This is a genomic window from Microcystis aeruginosa FD4, assembly GCF_009792235.1.
Taxonomy (GTDB): Bacteria; Cyanobacteriota; Cyanobacteriia; order Cyanobacteriales; family Microcystaceae; genus Microcystis; species Microcystis viridis.
Genome location: NZ_CP046973.1, coordinates 3,821,340 through 3,842,712, shown reverse-complemented (window position 1 = coordinate 3,842,712; position 21,373 = coordinate 3,821,340). Strand labels below are relative to the sequence as shown.

At 43.3% G+C, this 21,373-nt stretch carries 20 protein-coding genes; 10 read left to right on the top strand and 10 right to left on the bottom strand.

Going from position 1 to position 21,373, the window contains the following annotated elements; all coding sequences use genetic code 11:
• Positions 1-139: 139 nt before the first annotated feature.
• A complete protein-coding gene (locus GQR42_RS19215; RefSeq protein WP_233271079.1) occupies positions 140-1,264 on the bottom strand; it encodes an IS4 family transposase in 1,125 nt (374 codons plus the stop codon).
• A gap of 90 nt (positions 1,265-1,354) precedes the next feature.
• Here GQR42_RS19215 and GQR42_RS19210 point away from each other — a divergent pair, with 90 nt between their 5' ends.
• Positions 1,355-2,059 (top strand): PEP-CTERM sorting domain-containing protein, encoded by a 705-nt coding sequence (locus GQR42_RS19210; RefSeq protein ID WP_158201190.1) that lies wholly within the window; start codon positions 1,355-1,357, stop codon positions 2,057-2,059.
• A 254-nt stretch (positions 2,060-2,313) separates the two neighbouring features.
• On the opposite strand, the gene GQR42_RS19205 is transcribed toward GQR42_RS19210, so the two are convergent.
• Complete coding sequence (locus tag GQR42_RS19205) at positions 2,314-2,958, bottom strand: Uma2 family endonuclease (protein ID WP_158201189.1); 645 nt, start codon at positions 2,956-2,958, stop codon at positions 2,314-2,316.
• 174 nt (positions 2,959-3,132) lie between these two features.
• Here GQR42_RS19205 and GQR42_RS19200 point away from each other — a divergent pair, with 174 nt between their 5' ends.
• Positions 3,133-3,465, top strand: a complete 333-nt coding sequence (locus tag GQR42_RS19200) for a winged helix-turn-helix transcriptional regulator (protein WP_158201188.1) — start codon at positions 3,133-3,135, stop codon at positions 3,463-3,465.
• On the opposite strand, the gene GQR42_RS19195 is transcribed toward GQR42_RS19200, so the two are convergent.
• The 6 genes from GQR42_RS19195 to GQR42_RS19175 all read right to left on the bottom strand — a co-directional run bounded on the left by GQR42_RS19195 (position 3,462) and on the right by GQR42_RS19175 (position 9,234).
• Positions 3,462-3,890: a hypothetical protein gene (locus GQR42_RS19195; RefSeq protein ID WP_233271078.1), complete on the bottom strand. Its 429-nt coding sequence runs from the start codon at positions 3,888-3,890 to the stop codon at positions 3,462-3,464. The genes GQR42_RS19200 and GQR42_RS19195 overlap by 4 nt on opposite strands.
• 266 nt (positions 3,891-4,156) lie before the next feature.
• Positions 4,157-5,788: a metallophosphoesterase family protein gene (locus tag GQR42_RS19190; RefSeq protein WP_158201187.1), complete on the bottom strand. Its 1,632-nt coding sequence runs from the start codon at positions 5,786-5,788 to the stop codon at positions 4,157-4,159.
• 116 nt (positions 5,789-5,904) lie between these two features.
• Complete coding sequence (locus tag GQR42_RS19185; protein WP_158201186.1) at positions 5,905-6,387, bottom strand: hypothetical protein; 483 nt, start codon at positions 6,385-6,387, stop codon at positions 5,905-5,907.
• A gap of 214 nt (positions 6,388-6,601) precedes the next feature.
• Complete coding sequence (locus tag GQR42_RS19180) at positions 6,602-8,344, bottom strand: ABC transporter ATP-binding protein (protein WP_158201185.1); 1,743 nt, start codon at positions 8,342-8,344, stop codon at positions 6,602-6,604.
• A 101-nt stretch (positions 8,345-8,445) separates the two neighbouring features.
• On the bottom strand, positions 8,446-8,580 hold the full coding sequence (locus tag GQR42_RS29610) for a hypothetical protein (RefSeq protein WP_257792592.1): 135 nt from the start codon (positions 8,578-8,580) through the stop codon (positions 8,446-8,448).
• Complete coding sequence (locus GQR42_RS19175; protein ID WP_158201184.1) at positions 8,581-9,234, bottom strand: DUF6338 family protein; 654 nt, start codon at positions 9,232-9,234, stop codon at positions 8,581-8,583. It lies immediately after the preceding gene.
• 355 nt (positions 9,235-9,589) lie between these two features.
• Between GQR42_RS19175 and GQR42_RS19170 the strand changes: the two genes are divergently transcribed.
• The 5 genes from GQR42_RS19170 (at position 9,590) to GQR42_RS19150 (ending at position 15,514) form a co-directional block, all read left to right on the top strand.
• Positions 9,590-9,754, top strand: coding sequence for a hypothetical protein (locus GQR42_RS19170; RefSeq protein WP_158201183.1), 165 nt, complete (start codon positions 9,590-9,592; stop codon positions 9,752-9,754).
• 24 nt (positions 9,755-9,778) lie between these two features.
• Positions 9,779-11,101, top strand: a complete 1,323-nt coding sequence (locus tag GQR42_RS19165) for a CmpA/NrtA family ABC transporter substrate-binding protein (RefSeq protein ID WP_158201182.1) — start codon at positions 9,779-9,781, stop codon at positions 11,099-11,101.
• Positions 11,102-11,303: 202 nt separating this feature from the next.
• Positions 11,304-12,131, top strand: a complete 828-nt coding sequence (gene ntrB, locus GQR42_RS19160) for a nitrate ABC transporter permease (protein WP_158201181.1) — start codon at positions 11,304-11,306, stop codon at positions 12,129-12,131.
• A 111-nt stretch (positions 12,132-12,242) separates the two neighbouring features.
• Complete coding sequence (locus GQR42_RS19155; RefSeq protein WP_158201180.1) at positions 12,243-14,249, top strand: ABC transporter ATP-binding/substrate-binding protein; 2,007 nt, start codon at positions 12,243-12,245, stop codon at positions 14,247-14,249.
• A gap of 266 nt (positions 14,250-14,515) precedes the next feature.
• The gene (locus tag GQR42_RS19150; protein WP_158201179.1) at positions 14,516-15,514 is read left to right on the top strand and encodes a nitrate ABC transporter ATP-binding protein; all 999 of its coding nucleotides are present in this window, start codon (positions 14,516-14,518) and stop codon (positions 15,512-15,514) included.
• A gap of 25 nt (positions 15,515-15,539) precedes the next feature.
• On the opposite strand, the gene GQR42_RS19145 is transcribed toward GQR42_RS19150, so the two are convergent.
• The gene (locus GQR42_RS19145) at positions 15,540-16,166 is read right to left on the bottom strand and encodes a DUF2301 domain-containing membrane protein (RefSeq protein WP_158201178.1); all 627 of its coding nucleotides are present in this window, start codon (positions 16,164-16,166) and stop codon (positions 15,540-15,542) included.
• Between the two features lie 148 nt (positions 16,167-16,314).
• On the opposite strand from GQR42_RS19145, the gene thiO reads away from it, so the two are divergent.
• Both thiO and GQR42_RS19135 read left to right on the top strand, forming a co-directional pair.
• Positions 16,315-18,291, top strand: a complete 1,977-nt coding sequence (thiO, locus tag GQR42_RS29735) for a glycine oxidase ThiO (protein WP_158201177.1) — start codon at positions 16,315-16,317, stop codon at positions 18,289-18,291.
• Positions 18,292-18,351: 60 nt separating this feature from the next.
• Positions 18,352-19,104, top strand: coding sequence for an SAM-dependent methyltransferase (locus tag GQR42_RS19135; RefSeq protein WP_233271077.1), 753 nt, complete (start codon positions 18,352-18,354; stop codon positions 19,102-19,104).
• 185 nt (positions 19,105-19,289) lie between these two features.
• On the opposite strand, the gene GQR42_RS19130 is transcribed toward GQR42_RS19135, so the two are convergent.
• The gene (locus tag GQR42_RS19130; protein WP_158201175.1) at positions 19,290-20,825 is read right to left on the bottom strand and encodes a TolC family protein; all 1,536 of its coding nucleotides are present in this window, start codon (positions 20,823-20,825) and stop codon (positions 19,290-19,292) included.
• Between the two features lie 251 nt (positions 20,826-21,076).
• Between GQR42_RS19130 and GQR42_RS19125 the strand changes: the two genes are divergently transcribed.
• Positions 21,077-21,367 carry a type II toxin-antitoxin system RelE/ParE family toxin gene (locus tag GQR42_RS19125; protein ID WP_158201174.1) on the top strand — a complete coding sequence of 97 codons (291 nt, stop codon included), beginning with the start codon at positions 21,077-21,079 and terminating at the stop codon, positions 21,365-21,367.
• The last annotated feature ends 6 nt before the right edge of the window (positions 21,368-21,373 follow it).

Here is a 21,373-nt window from a genome sequence, read left to right as displayed (position 1 = left end):
TTCTCAAGGCTTTTTGCTAGATCAACTAAGGATAGCTGATGGGTTTTGTTATCCCTTTTCTGTCAGAGGAGGGATAGGAAGTGTAGATAGTCACGGCAAGCGCATCTTAACAATCCTTGCTGAGAGGGGGACAAGCGAGCTAGAAGGTAGATAGGGCAAGCGATATCGCTCTTTGTCCTTTGATGTAATCCTTCAACCGATAGCGGCTAATTTGCATTAGCTCTTCTATATTTTTTGGGAACATTTGATGTAGCTGGAGCCAATGATAGAGATGTTGACCCACATAAAAACTGCTGTGTCTGCGTTGACCTTTATATCTTTTTTCAGGTCTTGTAACATATTTTTGGATTCCCATATCCTTAATTTTTTTACCTTGTAGTGTGGCACTTGTATAGGCGATAGCTATAACAATTATCAGCTTTGATAGGTATTTCGGTGCTAATTGAGAACCTTCTAAGCTATAGCCTCCCGACTTAAAATCTCGGAACATCTCCTCAATATCAAATCTTTTTTGATAGGTCATTATTGCCGTCTCTAAATCTCCAAAGTTAGTCAGAATATACCAAGGCTCTTTTGTTGGAAAACCCCGATAAGTTTTTTTCCACTTACCCGCTAAGTTAAACTCGCCAAATCCCTTCTCTTTTGTAAGATTAACATCATTTAAAAATAGTTTAGTTCCTGGACTTAAACCTAAGGCTCTCATTTCTTGATAAATTCCTTCTTTTGTCTTGACATTTGTACTTTTTTTTTGTCTTAAGCAAAAGTATAAACTCTGCTTCTGAAGCCACTTTCCAAGACTGACCGAGCAAAATTCTCTATCTCCTAACACCACTATTTTATGACCTGATAGCACGGTCAATGTTTTTTCTAATACTCGCTGCTGTTCTTCGAGATTACTACTTCCTTTTTTATCTAATATCTCCCAATAGATTGGCATGGCTCTCTTGTCATAAATTAGACTCACCATCAAGATATTTATTGCTCCCCAACTTGTCCGGTCTATAGCAATATACGCTAATCCTTTTGTTGTGAATCTCTGCTGCTGTTTTAACATCTCTTTTAGGACCGGAAACCAGATTTTTTCAATATTCAGAATTTCCAGCTTTAAAAATCTTTTTAGTTTTTTTCTCCGACTCTCAAACAGGATTGGTATTGGTAAGGCTTCAGCTAATATCTCTAACTTAGCTTGCTTTAGTATTTGCAAGGTTCCAACTATCATTAACAACAGTAGATATCTGGCTCGTCCCAGTTCATTTTCTAACACTTTCTGGTATAGTTCACTTATCATTTTCGTTATTTAGGTCATATATGGTAAATATGACTTATCTTTTTTTGGAGTCTGTGTCTGTATTTTATGCTACATAAGCTTTTCAGCTTGCTTGTCCCCCTGTCAGGACTTCCTCTGATTCTAGATAAAGATGGGGATTTTGTTAACGGGACTGATACTATCGTGTTGCGAACGCAGCCTGTGCCGGTTCCAGGTGGAACAACTCCTATTATCATCGATGATTTATCTTTAGTTAGTATCAGTCCTGTAAGTATTGGGGGATCATCTTTTGACGTTTTTGCTGGACTTGATCCTACTCAAACATCAACAGGGGAGATGACAATCAATCATGATGTGATTCCTGTTACGGGACGCAACGGTATATGGAGTTCTACTTTTGATCTTCATGCTACAGCAGTCATTGTACCCACAGGTACATCAAATTCATCAACTGCAAGATTTGTTCCCAATTTAATTGCTCAATATCGGGGAGTTAGCTGTGATTTCAATAGTCTTCCTCTTAGCACTCCATGTACCATTAGTTTTCACAAACCAGGTTTTGTGGCAACAAACGATCCTTGGAGTCACACACCTGAGCCAAATACCTTTGTGGGTCCCGATGCAAGCAACTTTTTCCTCGTTGGAGATCAACCCACGTTCCACGAAACACCAGATGGCTCCACGCACACAGTTGATCCACCACGGGTGCCCGAACCTTCAACTGTATTAGGCTTAATTGCGGTAGGTTTAAGCTCAATAGTCGGATTTAAAGGCAAAAAAGAGCCAAAATAAGCCTTGGATTGCCTCGGTTGGGGACAGTCTGCTGACTTATCCTCAACAGCTTCTTTTTTACCAAGAAAAAGCCCCCCATTGGGGGCTGAGGAAGAATGTAGTTACTTGTTGGAGTATAGCAAATCATGTCGAGAATTGGCAAATATAGCTCGATTTTTGTTTATTGTTGCGGTAAAAACGCCTAACTGTAGCATTTGGGCAGATTACTTCATAAGTTGCAGTTCAGCTGGCTTGAGGGAGATTTCAGGTCAAACTTAAGCCAAGTCTCGCCAATCTATCCCTAAATCTTGCAATTTCTGAGCCATCTTTTCTGCTAATTCTTCAGGAGTGGGAACAAGTTTACCTTGAGGGGTAAAAAAGCGTAATTGACGGTCATGAATCCCTAAAAATAATTCTAACTGTTGACTCCATAACCATCCCTGTTCATTCGCTGCAATTTCTTCGTATTGGCCGGCCATTAACTGAAACCCTTTAAACTCTAAACTGGTGGGATCAAACCAAAAATAGTTAGGTGTGCGGAAAATCTCCTGATAAATCTCTTTTTTTAAGCCTCTATCCGTTTCTGCCGTTGAATCAGACAAAATCTCAATGATTACATGGGGATATTTGCCATCTTCTTCCCACACTACCCAACTTTTACGGGGTTTCCTTTCCACTCCCAAAACCACAAAAAAATCAGGACCCCTGAAATATTCTGATTTTCGTTGATTGGGACTGTAATAAATGGTTAAATTACCAAAGGCATAAAAATCTTGGCGATCTTTCCATAATAACTCTAGCGATTGGATCAAAAGCATCAATTGACGCAGATGTAATTCTGTTTCCATCGGGGGTTCATCACTCAGTAAATCACTTTTGGGAAAGATAATTTCCTGTAACTCGTCTTGAACAATAACCATAAAAAATACCCAATTATTCAATCTTCCTTATTCTAGCTCTCCACAGGTAACAGGTAAGGGTTTTTGCTTGTTTTCCCAATTTTAACAACACCTAATTTAAATGGACAACAGCTTAGTCTATAAAATATTGCCAAAAATGATCAGTAGGCAATGAGGTAATTATTTATAATGACAATGTCCTTAAACTTTTATAATAATAATTCTGATTCATGTCCAGCTGAGGCTATTTTAAAAGCAATTAGTGTACGGTGGAAACTCTTAATCTTAATCTCGTTATTTGAGGGAGTTAAACGTTTTGGACAACTGCAAAAAGAATTAGAGGGAATTAGTCAAAAAGTTCTCACCCAACAACTGAGGGAATTAGACTTAGATGGACTGATTCACCGAAAAGTTTATCCAGAAATTCCTCCCAAAGTTGAATATTCTTTAACCGCTTTCGGAGAAACACTGAAACCGCTTATTCTGCAAATGCACCAATTAGGAATTGAGAAAAATACCAGACTTTAAGGTTTTAAATTTCCTCCTCGAATAAACCAAGTAATTGTGGCACTGGTAAAAGCAGTGATAGCGACAATAGCTATTTGTTTCCAGTTTTTTAATTCCCCAACTTTCTCGATTAAATCAGGAATTTTTTGGGTTAATACTGCTTGGGATTGAATTGTTCCTTCAATTTTAGCCGTGATAATTTTCACTTCCGTAATTTCTTTGTGTAGGTTAATAAATTGCTTGTTATTTTCTTCTCTCAGGGTTTCTAGTTGTTGGCGATTATCTTCCTTTAGCGCATCAATTTGGTCGCGGGTTTCTTCTCGCAGGGAACTTATTTGCTCGCAGGTTTCTTCTCGCAGGGAAATCATCTGCTCGCAGTTTTCCTGTCGCATTGCCGAGAGTAAGTCTTTCAATTCTTGAATATCATTGCTAGTAACAGTAGTCATAGAATTAACCCCAAGAGAATCTATTTAGGGTTTGCTGAAAAAGTTTCTCGTGGGGGCAGGGTGTGGGGTGTGGGGTTTAGGGTGTAGGGTTTTACCCATTTTCATCTGGTCAATTACCTAATCTTCAGGGAAAAAGTCCTGGAATTTTCCCCCCGATCCCTCCAATGGCTGGCACTTTTTGATTGACAAAAAGTCTAAAAGTCTTACCCAACAAGGTTTTTAGATTTATTCAGCCAACCCTATTTAACCTGCACTCTTTAATTTTGTTATACTTCACCTATGCTAAAAAGGAAAAATTCATCAAATTTAATTACCTCGGAGTCAGGATAACGAGTATCAAAACGATAACTGCTCACGGTTCCTTTTTCTGTATCTAAAATGCTAAAAACCGTTACATCATTACTGGCAATATAGGGTAAAGGTTGATTAACCCAATCCACTAGAGGAGCAATGTTCGGGATAATTGCTGCTAATCCATTAGGATTACCGATGGCTGCATAATTTCTATCGAGAGGTACAGGACGTTTTTTATCACCTAAATAAGCACCATAACTATTACCAACGTTAGAAGATTCGAGAAAATTCATACCGTTAGGACCAAGAAAACGATTCCATAAATGAGAATGACCATAAAAAACCAAATTAACCTTAGCTGATTCTAATAAAGGAATTAGATCACGAATAATATAATCATTTTCTTGAGGATAATCATAACGTACCGATGTAACTTTTCCCGTAGTATCCCGTTGAATTGTCGGCACGGGATTGGTGTAGGGTGGAACGATATTTCCTCCTAGGGTATGGGGAGGATGATGAAACATAACGACTTTATATTTAGCCTCTTGAAATTCTCGACTATTTAACTCTTTTTCTAGCCATTGATATTGAGGACTACCTTGAGAAATTGGCTCAAAAATATGCTGACCATAACCCCAACAATTTGGTCTATCTAAATCTATTTGATTTTCATAATATCTTCCCCTTGCACTGGGTTCTAAATTGGGATTTCTCCAGATATTAGTAACATATAAAACCACTAAACGAACATCACCAAAGGTCAGAGAATAATATTTATTTTGAGGCAAAGAAAAAATTTCTTCGTAGGTTTCTGTGTTGAAAGCATTATTTTTTAACCATTTTTCATTAATTTCTACTGTATCCTCTGCTAGTTGTTTAGCAATAAATTGAGGGATAGCATCTTCAAACTGTTCATTTAAACCTCTGGAATTAGAAAATCTGCCCATAACTTCATGATTACCAATAGCAGGAAATAAGGGTGCATTTTGAATAATTTCTCCCCCTTTATAAATAGTCTGAATACCATTCTTTGTAAGAGTATAATTAGCACGACCTTGTAAACAGGGAAAGAATGCCCCACCGCGACTATCATCAAACCATTCGGAAGCTCGATCGGGTATATTAACTAAATCTCCTGCTAAAAAAACTGCATCTACTTGTCCAATAGTTTCGCTAACTTTTTGCAAATTAGCGGCAGTCATCGGCATTAATTGATGATCGGAAGTGAGCAGAATTTTGAGATTAGTTCCCTTTTTTGGTGTTGGGGTAAGGGTATAAATATCACTGATAATTGCTATATTTTCCTGAAAACTGGTGACTTGATAGGGAATCCTTTTACCAGGCTTTAAATCAATAAGTTCGGCCTGATGTCGCCAGATTTCTCGAGCGGTTAAAGATTGATAAGCTTCAAGGGTTCTCGATTGAGCATCTTCTCTAACTCTAGTTAATTTGCTAGTGTGAGCGGGGGCCATTTTCTCTAGTTTTTCCCCGTAGCGCACCTGATGACGAGTGCCAAAAAATTCCGTCAACCAAACCACTTGTATTGATGTTTCGCTGGGTAATTGTAAAAAAGGTTCGGTTAAAAGTTGATTCTTGTTCATTGTCGCTAAAAGATAACTAATTATAATTAAAAAAGCTGGGTTAATATAACAGCCAGCTTTGGGGATGCTCAAGTTAAAGAGGACTAACAAAACTGTTAACCTATCTTAGGGTAGTTTTAGTGACAGACTCCCGTGAAAGAATCACCACCATGCTTAACTTTAATGGTGCGAAAATTGTTTTCTAGGGTAAAACTAACCGGTGTTCCTGCTTGACTTTTTCCGCTAAAAGTATTTCTACCTTGATAGGTAGTGACAGCTAATCCTACCGGCTGCATTTCCGGAGGAGTTGCGGCAGCAAAATTATCAATCGTTACGGTGTTATCGTCTTTGTTAACTACCAAAATTTGCCCTTCCACCACATCGCTAACCGGAGAAACCATTGTCAGTGTCACCGGTTCTTTTTTGTTGATCGAGTCGTCATCAATTTCAGAAGTATAAACATAGAGTTTGACTCCTTGGGCGGTTTTGCCAGTTGCTGTACAGATGATACCATCCCCTAGACTAGACGTTTGGGCGATTGTCGGCTGAATTAAGACGCTAGGGAGACCGACCAAGGTGACAGTGACCAAAAGAGCGGTTTTAGTCAGATTTTTAAGCATGAATTTCTCGGTTCAAGTGAACTTCTATTAGGTTTTTAGCACATTACCTGTGCCACGAGAAATCAAGATAACACAAAAATTGGCTAGAAATTTTTATAAAGTGTTGAGTGAGATTCTGGGCTTTTACTGCCATTAAACCGACAAAATAGCCAGAAAATCAGGCTTAAATTCCCTGACTAACCGGCAATAACTAGCAGATTCCCTATTTTATCGGCTACTGTAAAACCTTAGACTCTAACTGCTGCTGTTGCCAGAGATTTTGATAGACTCCGGGGACCGCGATTAACTCCTCATGGGTTCCCATCTGGACAATTTCTCCCTTGTCCATGACAAAAATGCGATCAGCAGTGGCAGCGGCTGATAATTGATGGGAGATAAAAATCACGGTTTTTTGGCGTTCTTGGGCGAGATTTTCCAAAATAGCCGTGGCCGTTTGATTATCGACGCTAGATAGGGCATCATCAAGGATTAAAATCGGTGCTTGGATGGCTAAAGCGCGCGCTAAAGAGGCCCGTTGACGTTGACCCCCAGAAAGAGTAATCCCACGTTCTCCCACTAAAGTTCCGTATTTTTGCGGAAAATTCTCGATTTCTTCCTGAATTCTCGCTTGTTTCGCCGCCGATGCCACTGCCGAAAAATTCAGCAGCGGATCGCCATAACGGATATTATCTTCAATGGTGGTACTAAATAAAAAACTTTCTTGGGGAACATAAGCGATCGCTTTTCGCAGCTCTTCAAGAGCAATTTGAGTGACATCTTGATCATCAATAAATAACTGTCCCTCAGCAATATTCAAGAGACGGGGAATGGCGTTAGCAAGGGTAGATTTTCCCGATCTGATCGCACCGACGACCGCTACCGTTTCCCCCGGGTTAATGGTAAAAGAAAGAGATTTTAAGGCGGTTTCCTTAGCATCAGGATAGAAAAAAGTCAAGGACTTTGCGGTAATTTTTCCTTGAATATTTTTTAAATGAATACAATCGGCATTATCTTTAATTTTAGCCTCAGCTAATAGGATAGTTTCTAGGCGATCAATACTCACTTCTCCCTGTTGGTAGGCCGTAATAGTAAAACCTAATAAAGCAGTGGGAAAAACTAATCTTTCCGCCAAAATTAACAGAGCAATAAAGTCCCCAATGGTGATGTTACCCGCTATAATTTGTCTAGTACCCAGGGCAAGCAACGCCAATAAACTTACATAGGCTAAAGCTTCAATCAGGGGAAAAAGAAAATTACGAGTCTGGACTAAATCTAAATTAGCCTGTAGTAATTCGCGATTTCTTTGTTGAAATGCTAGGCGCTCGTTAGCTTCTTGGGCATAGATTTTAATCAGAGTAATACCACTCATATCCTCTTGAATTAAATCGCTTAGATGCGAGATTTTTTCTTGTACTTTTTGCTGTTGCCGCTGCAGACGACCACTAAATAACTGCACGGCAATTAACATCAAAGGATAGACAGAAATAGCGGCGATTGAAAGGGGAATATGAATCGCTAACATCACGGGTAAAGTTAACCCATAGGCAAAAAAAGTATTAGCCAAACTGAGCAAAGCAAAACCCACCAGACGACGAATATTATCCACATCGCTAGTGGCACGGTTGATTAAATCTCCTGAAGTTTGTCGAGAAAAATAGGCAGGTTCAAGGGTTAATAAATGCTGAAATATTTTTTGTTTAAGATCGAACTCTACCTGACGGCCGATCCCGAATAACAACACTCTAGATATCATGCGGATAAACCACATAATCGAGGCTAAAGCGACAATTAAAATCAGATAATAAATGATTTTTTGGAAGTCAAAGGATTTACTCAAATCATCGATGCTATCCCGGATTAAAAGCGGTATATAAACACCCAAAAGATTAACAATAAGCAGCGCAACTACCCCCCCAGTGACTATTTGCCAATAGGGACGTAGATAATTTGCTAGTTTTTTAATGCGAGAATAAGCCATATTCAGTGATCAGTTATCAGTGATCAGTTATCAGTGATCAGTTATCAGTTATAACAGGGAACAGGGAACAGGTAAAAGGGGGAATAGCCACCCAAGAACTTTTATTTTTTCTCCTTGTCCTGATTTGGTGGCAGTTTAACATTAGAACCACCCTGGGGCGGTTTACCGGGGGGTTTATCAATTTTAGCTTGATAGCCGTCGTTTTTATGAACCCGTCGTTCTTGTTTTTCGGACATTTAAGTTACCTCTGTTTGATCCTGCCAAAATTCAATATAGCGAATTTCCTCTGCATTAATCAAAATTCCTGCGCTTCTGGCGACTGGTTGCCAAGCATCATCTTCTAATTTATACACCAGTTCCAGATAAATATCTCGCTCTGATAATTCTGACGAAGCTAAAGAGTTTTTTCCGAACCATCCCGCTATCTGACTGCCATCTTTGAGAGTGATTAACACCCATACAGGCTCTTCAATGCGACTAAAAGAATAATCCCAAGCAGAAGGAAATCCTGTAATCGTTTTAAATCCTAAACTAGATAGTCCTCGTTCTAATAACTGTTTTTGGTTAACATATCCTAAAGTTAACCCTATAAGTACTGGACTAATAAAAATAATGATAATAAAAGCAAAGGCTAAAAAACTAGGATTTTCTAAAATGCTCCGATTCCATGGCAGCAGATAAACGGATATCCAGGGAACATAATTGAGACAACTTAAAGTAAGAAATATTAATAAAATTAGAGTAACTTGCTCGGATTTCTTATAAAAAAATCTTGATAATGTTAGGTCAATTAAAAACCCTGGAACCAAAAAGCAGACCGTATAAACAACAGCATTAAAAGTGTTAAAGGTCAGACCAGGAGCGGATTGAGCGAGAATAAGGGCAAACATAAACAATGATTGATTTAATAGGCAACTTTTTTACTTTTCACCGATGCTAATGTCGTTTTCAATCTAATCGTTAATATTATGATTTTGACTGTTCGCTGACTTATAGCTAAAAATCCCCATCGCCCTACCATGCGTTTCCGACAAATTTTTATGCTGTTATTACATGACCAGCAATATTTTGTAACAATCTATACGATCTTTCCCGTTGAAGACTGTAAATTTAAGTTAATTACTTCGGTAATAACCCTAAAATAAAGTGATCTTTCCAGCCCAGATGACCAAAAACCGACCCTATCTATCTATCGACTCCTCAAAACTGTTATGCTTCTAGGAAAAATCTCTTGGACAAAAACTAATGCTAAATCTCTCTAGATGGAGAATCCAAAGCGATCGAGAGATAAAAATAGTTACAGCATACTTACTCAATCAACAGTTACTTTCCAGAAATTTTCTCGGTTATCACCGCAGTCAGTTAGGGGAAATAATGAGAATTTTTCACCGTTTCATCACCTTTGTTTAGTTTCTAATCACGATTTTTTGGTCCATGAGTAAACTTTCTAGACGTAGATTTATCTTCACTGCTGGGGCAACTGCCGTAGGAACAGCAATTCTCCACGGTTGCACTACTCCCAATAATACCGCGACCAGTCCCTCCCCCGCCGGCAGTCCTGTCGCTTCCCCCGCTGCCAGTGGAGAAACTCCCGAAGTCACCACCGCTAAACTAGGTTTTATTGCCCTCACTGACGCTGCCCCCTTAATTATCGCCAAAGAAAAAGGTTTATTCGCTAAATACGGGATGCCTGATGTGCAAGTGATGAAACAAGCCTCTTGGGCTGCAACCCGGGATAACCTCGAATTAGGTTCGGTGGGTAACGGTATCGATGGGGCGCATATTTTATCCCCCATGCCCTACCTAATGACCTTGGGCAAAATCACTAAACAGCCCGTACCGATGTATATTCTGGCGCGTTTGAATACCAACGGTCAAGCGATTTCCATTTCTAACGAATACATAGACCTGAAAGTGGCCCTCGATAGCGGTGTACTGAAAGAATCCTTCGCTAAAGCTAAATCTGCGGGCAAAGAAGTTAAAGCCGCCGTCACTTTCCCCGGTGGTACTCACGATCTCTGGATGCGCTATTGGTTAGCCGCCGGCGGCATTGATCCGAATAAAGATCTATCCCTAATTGTTGTTCCTCCAGCACAAATGGTGGCCAACATGAAAGTCGGCACTATGCAAGCTTTCTGTGTGGGGGAACCTTGGAACGCCCAATTGGTCAAGCAAAAACTCGGTTATTCAGCCCTGATTACTGGGGAATTGTGGAAGGATCACCCCGAAAAAGCCTTCGCTTTACGCGCCGATTGGGTGGATAAAAATCCCAAAGCGGCCAAAGCTTTAACCATGGCTGTTCTGGAGGCGCAACAATGGTGCAATGATCCCGCTAATGTTAAGGAAATGTGTGAGATTATTGCAGGACGGGAATGGCTGAAAATTGACCCCGCCGATATCTTGGGCAGAATGCAGGGTAATATCGATTTCGGTGATGGTCGCAAAATCGAAAATAGCCCCGTAGCCATGAAATTCTGGGCTGATAACGCTTCCTATCCCTACAAGAGTCATGATACTTGGTTTGTGACTGAAGACATCCGTTGGGGCTATATTCCCGCCGATACAGACATCAAAGCTTTAGTTGATCAAGTTAACCGGGAAGATATCTGGAGAGAAGCCGCCACAGCCCTCAATGTTCCGGCTGCTCAAATTCCCACCTCTACCTCCCGCGGTGTGGAAACTTTCTTTGATGGTGTTACTTTTGACCCCGAAAATCCCACCGCTTACCTGAAATCTCTCAAGATTAAAAAGGTTTAAATCAGTGATCAGTAATCAGTAATCAGTAATCAGTGATTCGGTAAGCAGTAATCAGTAAACCGTCAACAGTTAAAGATGATTTTCTGATTGCTGTTAATTAATAACTGATAACTGAAATCCTTTCTGATCACTGAACCACTGATAACTCAACCACTGATAACTCAACCACTGATAACTGATAACTGATCACTGATAACTGATTATGGCTGTTTCTATTTCTCGTCGTTCTAAGAGTCCAAAATGGGTAAAAGACCTGCAAAAAAAATTACCCAAACTAGCAACTTCGGCTATTGCTTTATTAATTGTCCTGCTCATCTGGCAAATACTCTGTTTTAGTCCCGATGCCCCCCTTCCTAGTCCCACTAAAGTTGTTAATGAGACTTGGGAATTAATTATTAATCCCTTTTTCAATAATGGTGGCACGGATGTGGGGTTATTCTGGCAAATTTTTGCGAGTTTACAACGGGTGGCCGTCGGTTTTACCCTTGCCGCTATTGTTGGCATCGCTGCGGGTATTTTAATCGGTAGTAGCGCCCTAATTTATGATGCGATCGATCCGATTTTCCAAATCCTGCGTACCGTTCCCCCCCTAGCTTGGCTACCCATCTCCCTAGCGGCTTTTCGTAATAACGAACCTAGTGCCATATTTGTAATTTTTATTACAGCAATTTGGCCAATTATTATTAATACAGCCGTGGGAGTACAACAGGTTCCCCAAGACTATAAAAACGTCTCTAGAGTGCTGAAATTATCCAAAGTTGAATACTTTTTCAATATTCTTTTTCCCGCCACCGTTCCCTACGTTTTCACGGGATTAAGAATCGGTATCGGGTTATCTTGGTTGGCGATTGTAGCGGCGGAAATGCTGATCGGTGGCGTGGGAATTGGCTTCTTTATCTGGGATGCTTGGAATAGTTCTATGATCAGTGAAATTATCCTCGCCCTGATTTATGTGGGTATTGTTGGTTTCCTACTCGATCGCCTCATGGCCTACATCGCTAAATTAGTTGTACCCGAAGAAAATAAATAGGGTTTGCGGCAAAAAGTTTTTCCTGGTGGCAGGGTGTGGGGAGCTTTTTAAGTAAACAGTAAACTAAAAACTCACATCTGATAACTGATAACTGATAACTGATAACTGAAAATGTCTGCATTTATTGAAGTCGATCACATTGATAAGGTTTTCCCTCTCCCCGATGGCCGTCAATATATCGCCCTGAAAAATATCGATCTCAGCGTTACTCAAGGGGAATTTATCTCTTTAATCGGTCACTCCGGTTGTGGGAAATCCACCCTCTTAAATATGGTCGCCGGACTCGATCGCCCGACGGTGGGAGGGGTGATTTTAGAGGGAAGAGAAATTAAAGGCCCCGGTCCCGATCGCATGGTGGTGTTCCAGAATTATTCTCTGCTGCCTTGGTTAACCGTCCGGCAAAATATCGCCCTAGGGGTTAACCGTGTGCTGCGTCATCTACCGGCCGCTGAACGCAAAAGTGTCATCGAACATAGTATCGATATGGTACACCTGCGCCATGCCGCCAACAAACGACCGGGAGAATTATCGGGAGGCATGAAACAACGGGTAGCGATCGCCCGCGCTTTAGCCCTACGGCCAAAAGTCCTGCTACTCGATGAACCCTTTGGGGCGCTGGATGCGTTAACCAGAGGCAATTTACAGGAACGTTTGATGGAAATCGTCGAAGAAAGCCACGTTACCTGTATCATGGTCACGCACGATGTGGATGAGGCCCTATTACTATCCGATCGAGTGGTGATGTTAACCACCGGTCCAGAGGCCCATATCGGTCAGATTCTCGATGTTCCCATTCCCAGACCCCGGCATCGTTTGGAAGTAGTTAACCACCCTAGTTACTACTCCCTCCGTAACGAGATCGTTTACTTCCTCAACCAACAGAAGCGATCGAAGAAAGTCGGTCAACCCACGGGTCCGGTGACTGTGATCGGCCAAGCTACCAGATTGAAAACCAATCCTACCATCGGTTTTATCCCCCTCACCGATTGCGCCCCGATTATGATCGCCAAAGAGAAAGGTTTCTTCGCCGAGGAAGGATTAGAGGATGTTGTCCTGCAAAGGGAACCCAACTGGAAAGCACTCGCCCAAGGAGTGGCCACCGGTCGTCTCGATGCGGCCCAGATGGTGGCGGGAATGCCCCTCAGCATGACGATTGGGGCTGGAAATAAGCCCTCTGTCCCCGTGATTAGCGCCTTGGTACTCAGTCGCAACGGTAACGCCATCACCCTCAGCAATAAATACAGGGAATTGGGGGTAGAAAAACTGGAGGACTTAAAGGAGGCCCTCCAGCAAAGTCCCGATAAAATCGCCACTTTTGGCATGGTTCACCCCGCCTCCATGCACAATCTGCTCTTACGCTACTGGTTAGCTAGTGGCGACATCGATCCCGATAGTGATGTCAATTTAGCCGTAATTCCGCCGCCTCAGATGGTTTCCCTACTAAAAGCGGGTAACATCGACGGTTATTGTGTGGGGGAACCCTGGAACTCCTACGCCGTTCACGAAAAATTAGGCTACGTTATCGCCACCGATCTTGATATTTGGCCCGGACACCAGGAAAAAGTTCTCGGAGTCAAGGAAACTTGGGCAGCGAAACATCCCGAAACCCATATCGCCATGGTGAAAGCTTTAATTAAAGCCTGTGAATACTGCGATGATCGGCGTAATCGGGAAGATATCGTTAATATTCTCAGTCAGCCCCGGTATGTGGGTGTGGATAGCGCAATTATTCGCCCCGGTTTCCTCGACGGTTACGATCGCGGTTTAGGAACTGCCCCCGAAGCCCTATTCCGATTTAACCAGTTTTACGTCGATCAAGCTAACTGTCCAGGCCGGAGTGAGGCCCTATGGACCCTAACTCAGCTTGCCCGTTGGGGTTACGCGCCTTTCCCCCGCAACTGGGTGGAAGTGATTGAACGCGTCCGTCGTCCCGATCTGTTTGGTGAAGCTTGTCGGTCCTTGGGCCTTCCCGATTTGGAACCCAATCGCCACAGTTTTGCCCTCTTTGATCATCTTATTTTCAATCCTGACGATCCGATCGGCTATCTGGAACGTTTCTCGATCCGTCGCGATTATCGCGTCTCGGAAGTTCTCCTCGATGATCCCGTCGCTAATTAAGGTTGGCTGAATAAATCTAAAAACCTTGTTGGGTAAAACTTTTAGACTTTTTGGCAATCAAAAAGTACGAGATATGGGAGTGATCGGGGGGAAAATTCCGGGACTTTTTCCCTGAAAATTAGGTAATTGACCAGATGAAAATCTCTAAAACCCCACACCCCACACCCCACACCCCACACCCCACACCCCACGAAAAACTTTTTCAGCAGACCCGAATTAATAGTTGTGGTGGGCAAAGCCCACCTTAGAATAAATCTAGGACGAATATGCAAACTTTTACCGATAAGACCGTGAATTCCAGCACCACCACCCAGCCTTTTTTATTAGTTAGCAATGTTGCCAAAGAATACCCCTCTCAAGAAGGGGTTTACACCGTTTTAGACGGTGTGGAGCTGCAAGTCAATGAGGGGGAATTTGTCTGCATTATCGGTCACTCCGGCTGTGGTAAATCGACCCTTTTAAATATGGTGGCGGGGTTTTCTTCTCCTAGTCGTGGGCAAGTGCTGCTACAGGATAAAGAGGTTAAGGAACCAGGGCCAGACCGGATGATGGTATTCCAAAATTATTCGCTTTTGCCCTGGAAAACTGCCTTTGAGAACGTTTACATCGGGGTTAATTCGGTTTATCCCCAAAAATCTCAGGCTGAGAAGGTGAAGATCGTGGAAGAAAATCTATCCTTAGTGGGATTGACAGCAGCAGCCCAGAAAAAACCCGCCCAATTATCGGGAGGCATGAAACAACGGGTTGCGATCGCACGCGCCCTGGCCATTCGTCCCCAAGTCCTCATCCTCGATGAACCCTTTGGGGCCTTAGATGCGATCACCAAAGAGGAATTACAGGAAGAATTGCTGAAAATCTGGCAAGAACACCAGTTAACGGTGTTGATGATTACCCACGATATCGATGAGGCTTTGTTCTTGTGCGATCGCTTGGTGATGATGACCAACGGCCCGAGCGCTAAAATCGGTGAGGTGTTAAAGATGCCTTTTGCCCGTCCCCGGGTTCGTTCCCAAATTACCGAGGATCCCCGTTACTACGAACTCCGCAATGAAGCCCTCGATTTCCTCTACAATCGTTTTGCCCATTCAGAGGATCCCAACGAGGATGCCCCCGAACAACCCCGCACAGAAAATCTCGTCGGTAAAATTGTTGCTACTATTGGTGGCATAGCCTTACTCGCTTTTGTCGGTTTTAGTCTGATACAAATGTTCACTAGCAAGACTCCCAATACTGCTAATCCTGCCACCATAGAGGCCCCCAGATAAGTATCAGTTATCAGTTATCAGTTCGTCAGTGATTAAGATGTTCAAAGACCGATTTATCACCGATATCGTTGGGGAGAGGTTGGCTTAACTTTCCCAGAGCAAAGATAACGAATAAAGTCGCCCAGAGAATTAATAGCCCCTTTTCCCAATTTAAGGGCAATATCCCCAAAAGATGACCGAGCAAAAGGGTGGGAACTAGAGGGGTTAAAAACTTGGTTTCTAGACGATTAAAACAAAAAGCTTCTTTGAAATAAATCCCCGTGAGACTAGCAAAAATAAAGCCCACACCCAATAAACTCACCGGATGGTTATAGACAAATTCTAGGGGAGAAAGGTGAGAATAGAGGCTGAAAATTAGGGAAGTAATTACCCCGATTAGCCAAAAAACTTGCAGGAGACGATGGAGGGGAATTAAATAAATATGGATAGTCAATAAACTGATGCCTAACCCCAGACAAAAACTAATGTATAAAAGGTTGGTCAGGGGCAATAATTGCGGTCGGGTGAGAACTATAATTGTAGCGACAGCGAAACTAAAAGCCGCTAAATTTAATCCCAGACGGTAGAGACGCACCCCTAGGCGATCGCTATCCGTAATCGTAAACTCTCCGAATTGACCTTGATAAACTCGATCGACAGCAGGGGAAGTCATAATGCTCTAAAGAAAAAGGGAAGCTTAGAAAAGATCGACTACAAATCATCTTAATCTTGAATTATGCCAGTAGCCTCACTTCTCCCTCCTCTCGGCTGACTAATTGCGAGTTAGGATCAAGGTTACATTTCCTTTAGATTTTTAAGCCATGTCGTTGAACCAAGAATCCCTCGCTTTTAGCCATGGGAGGGTCAAGAACTCAACTAGCGAAATTTTGATCGTGGGCGGTGGTATCATCGGATTAGCGATCGCCGTCGATTTGCAATTGCGCGGGGCAAAAGTTACCCTCCTAGTTCGAGATCTAGCTCAGGCCGCTAGTCGTGCGGCTGCGGGAATGTTGGCCCCCCATGCGGAAGGGATTCCCCTGGGTCCGTTTCTCGATCTTTGTCTACAATCGCGCTGGCTATATCCAGAATGGAGCCGCAAAATCGAGGATTTAACGGGGATAAATAGCGGTTACTATCCCTGTGGTATTCTTGCTCCCGTTTACGAGCAAAATCAGCCTATTACTGCCAATACAGCTAATAAAATTTGGTTAGACAGCAATGCAGTTCACCTCTACCAACCCGGACTAGGTAAAGATGTGGTCGGTGGTTGGTGGTATCCCGACGATGGACAAGTGGATAACCAGCAGCTAGTGACTGCCCTGCAACAAGCGGCCGCAAATTTAGGGGTAGAAATTCGCCAAGGGGTAGAAGTCCACGCCTTACAACAAAAGCAGGGAAAAGTCAAGAGTATTTATACCTCAATTGGGGAATTAGAAGCAAAAATTTACATTTTAGCGACGGGATCCTGGGCCAGTCAACTTTTACCCCTCCCCATCCATCCCGTCAAAGGTCAAATGGCTGCGGTAAAAATGCCCCCTAACCAGACCTTAGCGAGGGTTTTATTCGGTCCGCAAACCTATCTAGTTCCCCGTCGCAATGGTCGTTTAATTATCGGGGCCACTTCCGAAAAAGTCGCCTGGCAAACGGGTAATACACCCCAAGGACTGCAAACCCTTTTTGAACGTGCCACCCGTCTCTATCCCCCTTTAGCTGACTGGGAAATCGAGGAAATGTGGTGGGGATTCCGTCCGGGTACAGCCGATGAATTGCCCATTTTAGGCCGCAGTAGCTGTGATAACCTGATTTTAGCGACCGGTCACTATCGTAATGGCATTTTACTCGCTCCTGTCACTGCTTCCTTAATCGCTGACCTGGTGATTAATGACAAAGTTAATCCCATTTTGACCCATTTTCGCTGCGATCGCTTTAATCAACCATCACCCGTTACTATTCCACCTATGTCCTTAACTATTATTGAGAATAAACCCCAAGCGCTTTTATCGCCCCAAAATGATCGCCTCACCATTGCTGGGAAAACCTTTTACTCCCGCTTGATGACTGGGACTGGCAAATATGCCAATCTGAAGACTATGCAGGAAAGTATTAGTGCCAGTGAATGTCAGATCGTCACCGTTGCCGTTAGACGAGTACAAACGAACGCACCCGGTCATGAGGGATTAGCAGAGGCGATCGATTGGTCTAAAATTTGGATGTTACCCAACACTGCCGGTTGTCAAACGGCCGAAGAAGCGATTCGGGTGGCCCGTTTAGGACGAGAAATGGCCAAATTATTGGGACAGGAAGACAATAACTTTATTAAACTCGAAGTTATTCCCGATCCTAAATATTTATTACCCGATCCGATCGGAACTTTGCAAGCGGCGGAACAATTAGTTAAAGAAGGTTTTGCCGTACTGCCCTATATTAACGCCGATCCTCTCTTAGCCAAACGTTTAGAGGAGGCTGGCTGCGCCACGGTTATGCCGCTGGGATCGCCGATTGGGTCGGGACAGGGGCTGAAAAATGAGGCAAATATCGCCATTATCATCGAATCGTCCCAAATTCCCGTGGTGGTAGATGCCGGGATCGGTACACCCTCAGAAGCAGCCCGGGCCATGGAAATGGGGGCCGATGCTTTATTAATTAACAGTGCGATCGCTATGTCCGCCAATCCGGCCTTGATGGCGCAGGCCATGGGAATGGCGACAAAAGCGGGACGTTTAGCCCATTTAGCGGGAAGAATGCCGATTAAGTCCTCTGCTAGTCCTAGTTCCCCCCTGACGGGAACGATCGCCTAACCCAGTGATCTTAAGCTAGGAATGGGCTGTTTTCAGCGATTAGAGCCAGCAAAAATCCCTATGACTACAGACAATCAAACTGAGTATGTTGCCGCTTTAACTGATTTACACCGTGGACTTGACCGTAAAGGGCCTGGCGACTCTGACTTCTCCCTAAAAATTTTGAGTAATCTCTCTATTTTGCCCCTCAAGCCGCGAATTGCCGATCTAGGATGTGGAAGTGGTGCTAGTGCTTTACTGCTGGCACAATACTACCAAAGCCCTGTCATGGCAGTGGATTCCTCATCGGTTTTTATCGACGAACTCAAAACCCGAGCAAAACAGCTTGGTCTTGAGCATTTAATCATTCCAATTCATGGTGACATGGCTAAACTTGATTGGTCAGTGGGTTCAGTTGATCTACTTTGGTCTGAGGGGGCAGCTTATAATCTTGGGTTTGAGCAGGCCCTTAAAATCTGGCGACCGCTTGTTTCTAACAACGGGATTGCCGTCATCTCGGAGATGAGTTGGTTTACTAATGAGCTGCCAGAGCCGGCTGTGGCCTATTGGCAAAACGCCTATCCTATGATGGGTAATGAGTTTGAGAATATCGTTCGGGCTAATAGGTCTGGTTTTAAGGTACTTTCTACCCAGAGGCTGCCCAGTCAGGTTTGGTGGCTAAATTATTATCAACCTCTCCGTGAGCTACTTGGGCAGCTGGAAATCAGCCCAAGTAGCTCATCGGTTATTCGTGAAACTGAAGAAGAGATGAAACTTTTTGAGAAATTCAGCAACTTCTATGGTTATACCTTTTATGTTCTGCAAGCGGCCTAGAAAAAAAGCCGTCCAATTTATGATCAGCTTTGTTTCGCAGTAATTCCTATCGTTAGGTACAAAATCGACGGGAAAGCCACAACCTGAAGCAATTGCGCAAACAACAGATTAGAATCATCGAAACCCGTTAAAATAGGGGAGATTTGACCATCTCCCCCCACACCACAGATCAATAAATCGCACAATTAACGCACTTCAAACAAACGATTATCCGGTAAATTACTAATCGATCGCTGGAGACTATTCAGGGATCTATTGTAATCGACGATCGCCTGTAGATAACGGCTTCTGGCATCGGTTAAATCCCGTTGGGAGTTGATCACGTCCGTTTGGGTTCCCACACCCGCCTGAAAGCGTAAACGGGCTAATCGCAGACTTTCCGTGGCCGATTCAATGCTTTTTTGCGAAGTTTTAATGTTTTCTTGGTTAGAAATCAAACTATAGTAGGATTCCTCCACCTGAAGGCGAATTTCATTGCGACGGAGGGAGAATTCCGTATCGGCGCGATCGATATTTCTTTCCGCTTGACGGGCGCGAGCAAAAGCACGACCACCATCAAAGAAAGTCCAACGAATCCGGCCACCGACGCTAAAACCATCGCCAAAACCAGCTTCATCACTGAGATCGTTGAGGACATTATACTCGCCCAAAAGGTCAACCTGGGGAATCACCGCCGAAATGGCGATCGAGCGGTCTTCTGCGCTAATTTCCCTCTGTAAGAGTTGTTGTTCTAATTCCGCGCGATTTTTATAGGCCAAAACGATACTATCATCAAGACTTAAGCCCCAAGTTCCCGCCTCACGAATCTCATCGGCAGCGGTTAACTCGATGTGCTGACCGACACTCAATATCTGTGCCAGTCGTCGTCGGGAAATACGCTGGGTAGAAATCGCCCGGGTTAAGTCTTGGTTAGCGTTGGCTAGGTCAACTTCCGCCTGTAGGACAGCAAATCGGGTTCCTAGTCCCGCTTGTTCCAATAATTGAGCATCCCGTAAACTTTGACTAGCATCTTCGATCGCAGCTTGGGCGATCGCTACTTGGGCATCACCCCTCTGCAATTCATAATAGGCATCGGTGGCATCAAAACGAGTTTGTTCCGAGACTCGTTCCACCTCTAGTTCCCGTTGCCGGATGACTTTTTCGGCCCTTTTGATCTGGGCTGTCCGTTCACCCCCTGTATAAACCCCATAGACAATCCGAACACTACCCTGAAGGTTGGTACTATCTTCGGGTGTAGTGGCTGGGATTCCCTGTTGACGAGCCAACTCATTCTGTCTTTGGGCAGCTGCCGATTGATCTTGAGTGAGACTGGTTTCCGCTTCGGCCGTGGGTAATAAGGCCGCCTGTTGTTCCTTTAATTGGGCGCGAGCGATTTCTAAATCGACCCGGGCGGTCTGTAAGGTCTGATTATTTTTTAAAGCTAATTCGATCGCTTGATTTAAGGTGAGCGGTTGTACTACCCTAATATTCACCTCATCCGGTTTGGTGGGAAAAATTAGGGGATTGCCACTAGGATTAAGATAATTGGGGGCTTTCGGATCCGCTTCCGTAGTTGCCGGTGCCGCCGAGGGACCGGGTAATTGAGACACTGGATTGGCAGTAGGTTGCGGTTTCTTCAATAAATCGGCAGCGGACTGAGTTTGTGCCTTAACCGAGGATTCAGCCAAGAAAATCAACCCAAGCACCGCACTCACGGTAATACTATAACGCAAGAGCAACATGAGTATCTCAAAAGTAAACAGTAAACGATAAGAAGTAAACAAGCTCACACCACTATGTTGGCCGATTACTAATTACCGATAGTAACACGGGAGCATGAAAGCCACCGTCTTTTAAGCACCGGCTACAATCAGATTCGATTGATTTGGAATTGTCTCCTTATTCTCTATTCTCTTTTTTGCCCAATCCACCGGCTAAAAGGTTGGTGAAATTCTCTGTTGTCTTTTTGTATCCTTAAAGATACACTGGAAACATGATTGAAATTCGCCAGACCGAAACCTATTCTGAGTGGTTTAGTGATTTGCGAGATCATCAGGCCAAGGCACGCATAAATATCCGCATTCGTCGTTTATCTATGGGCAATCCGGGTGATGTTAAGCCAGTAGGACGAGGTGTATCGGAACTGCGCGTTGATTATGGACCGGGCTATCGCGTGTATTTCAAACAACAAGGTGAGACTTTGATTATTCTCTTAACGGGGGGAGACAAACGGACTCAAGAACGGGACATCAAAACAGCATTAGATTTAGCCCAATACTTATAGGAGGTT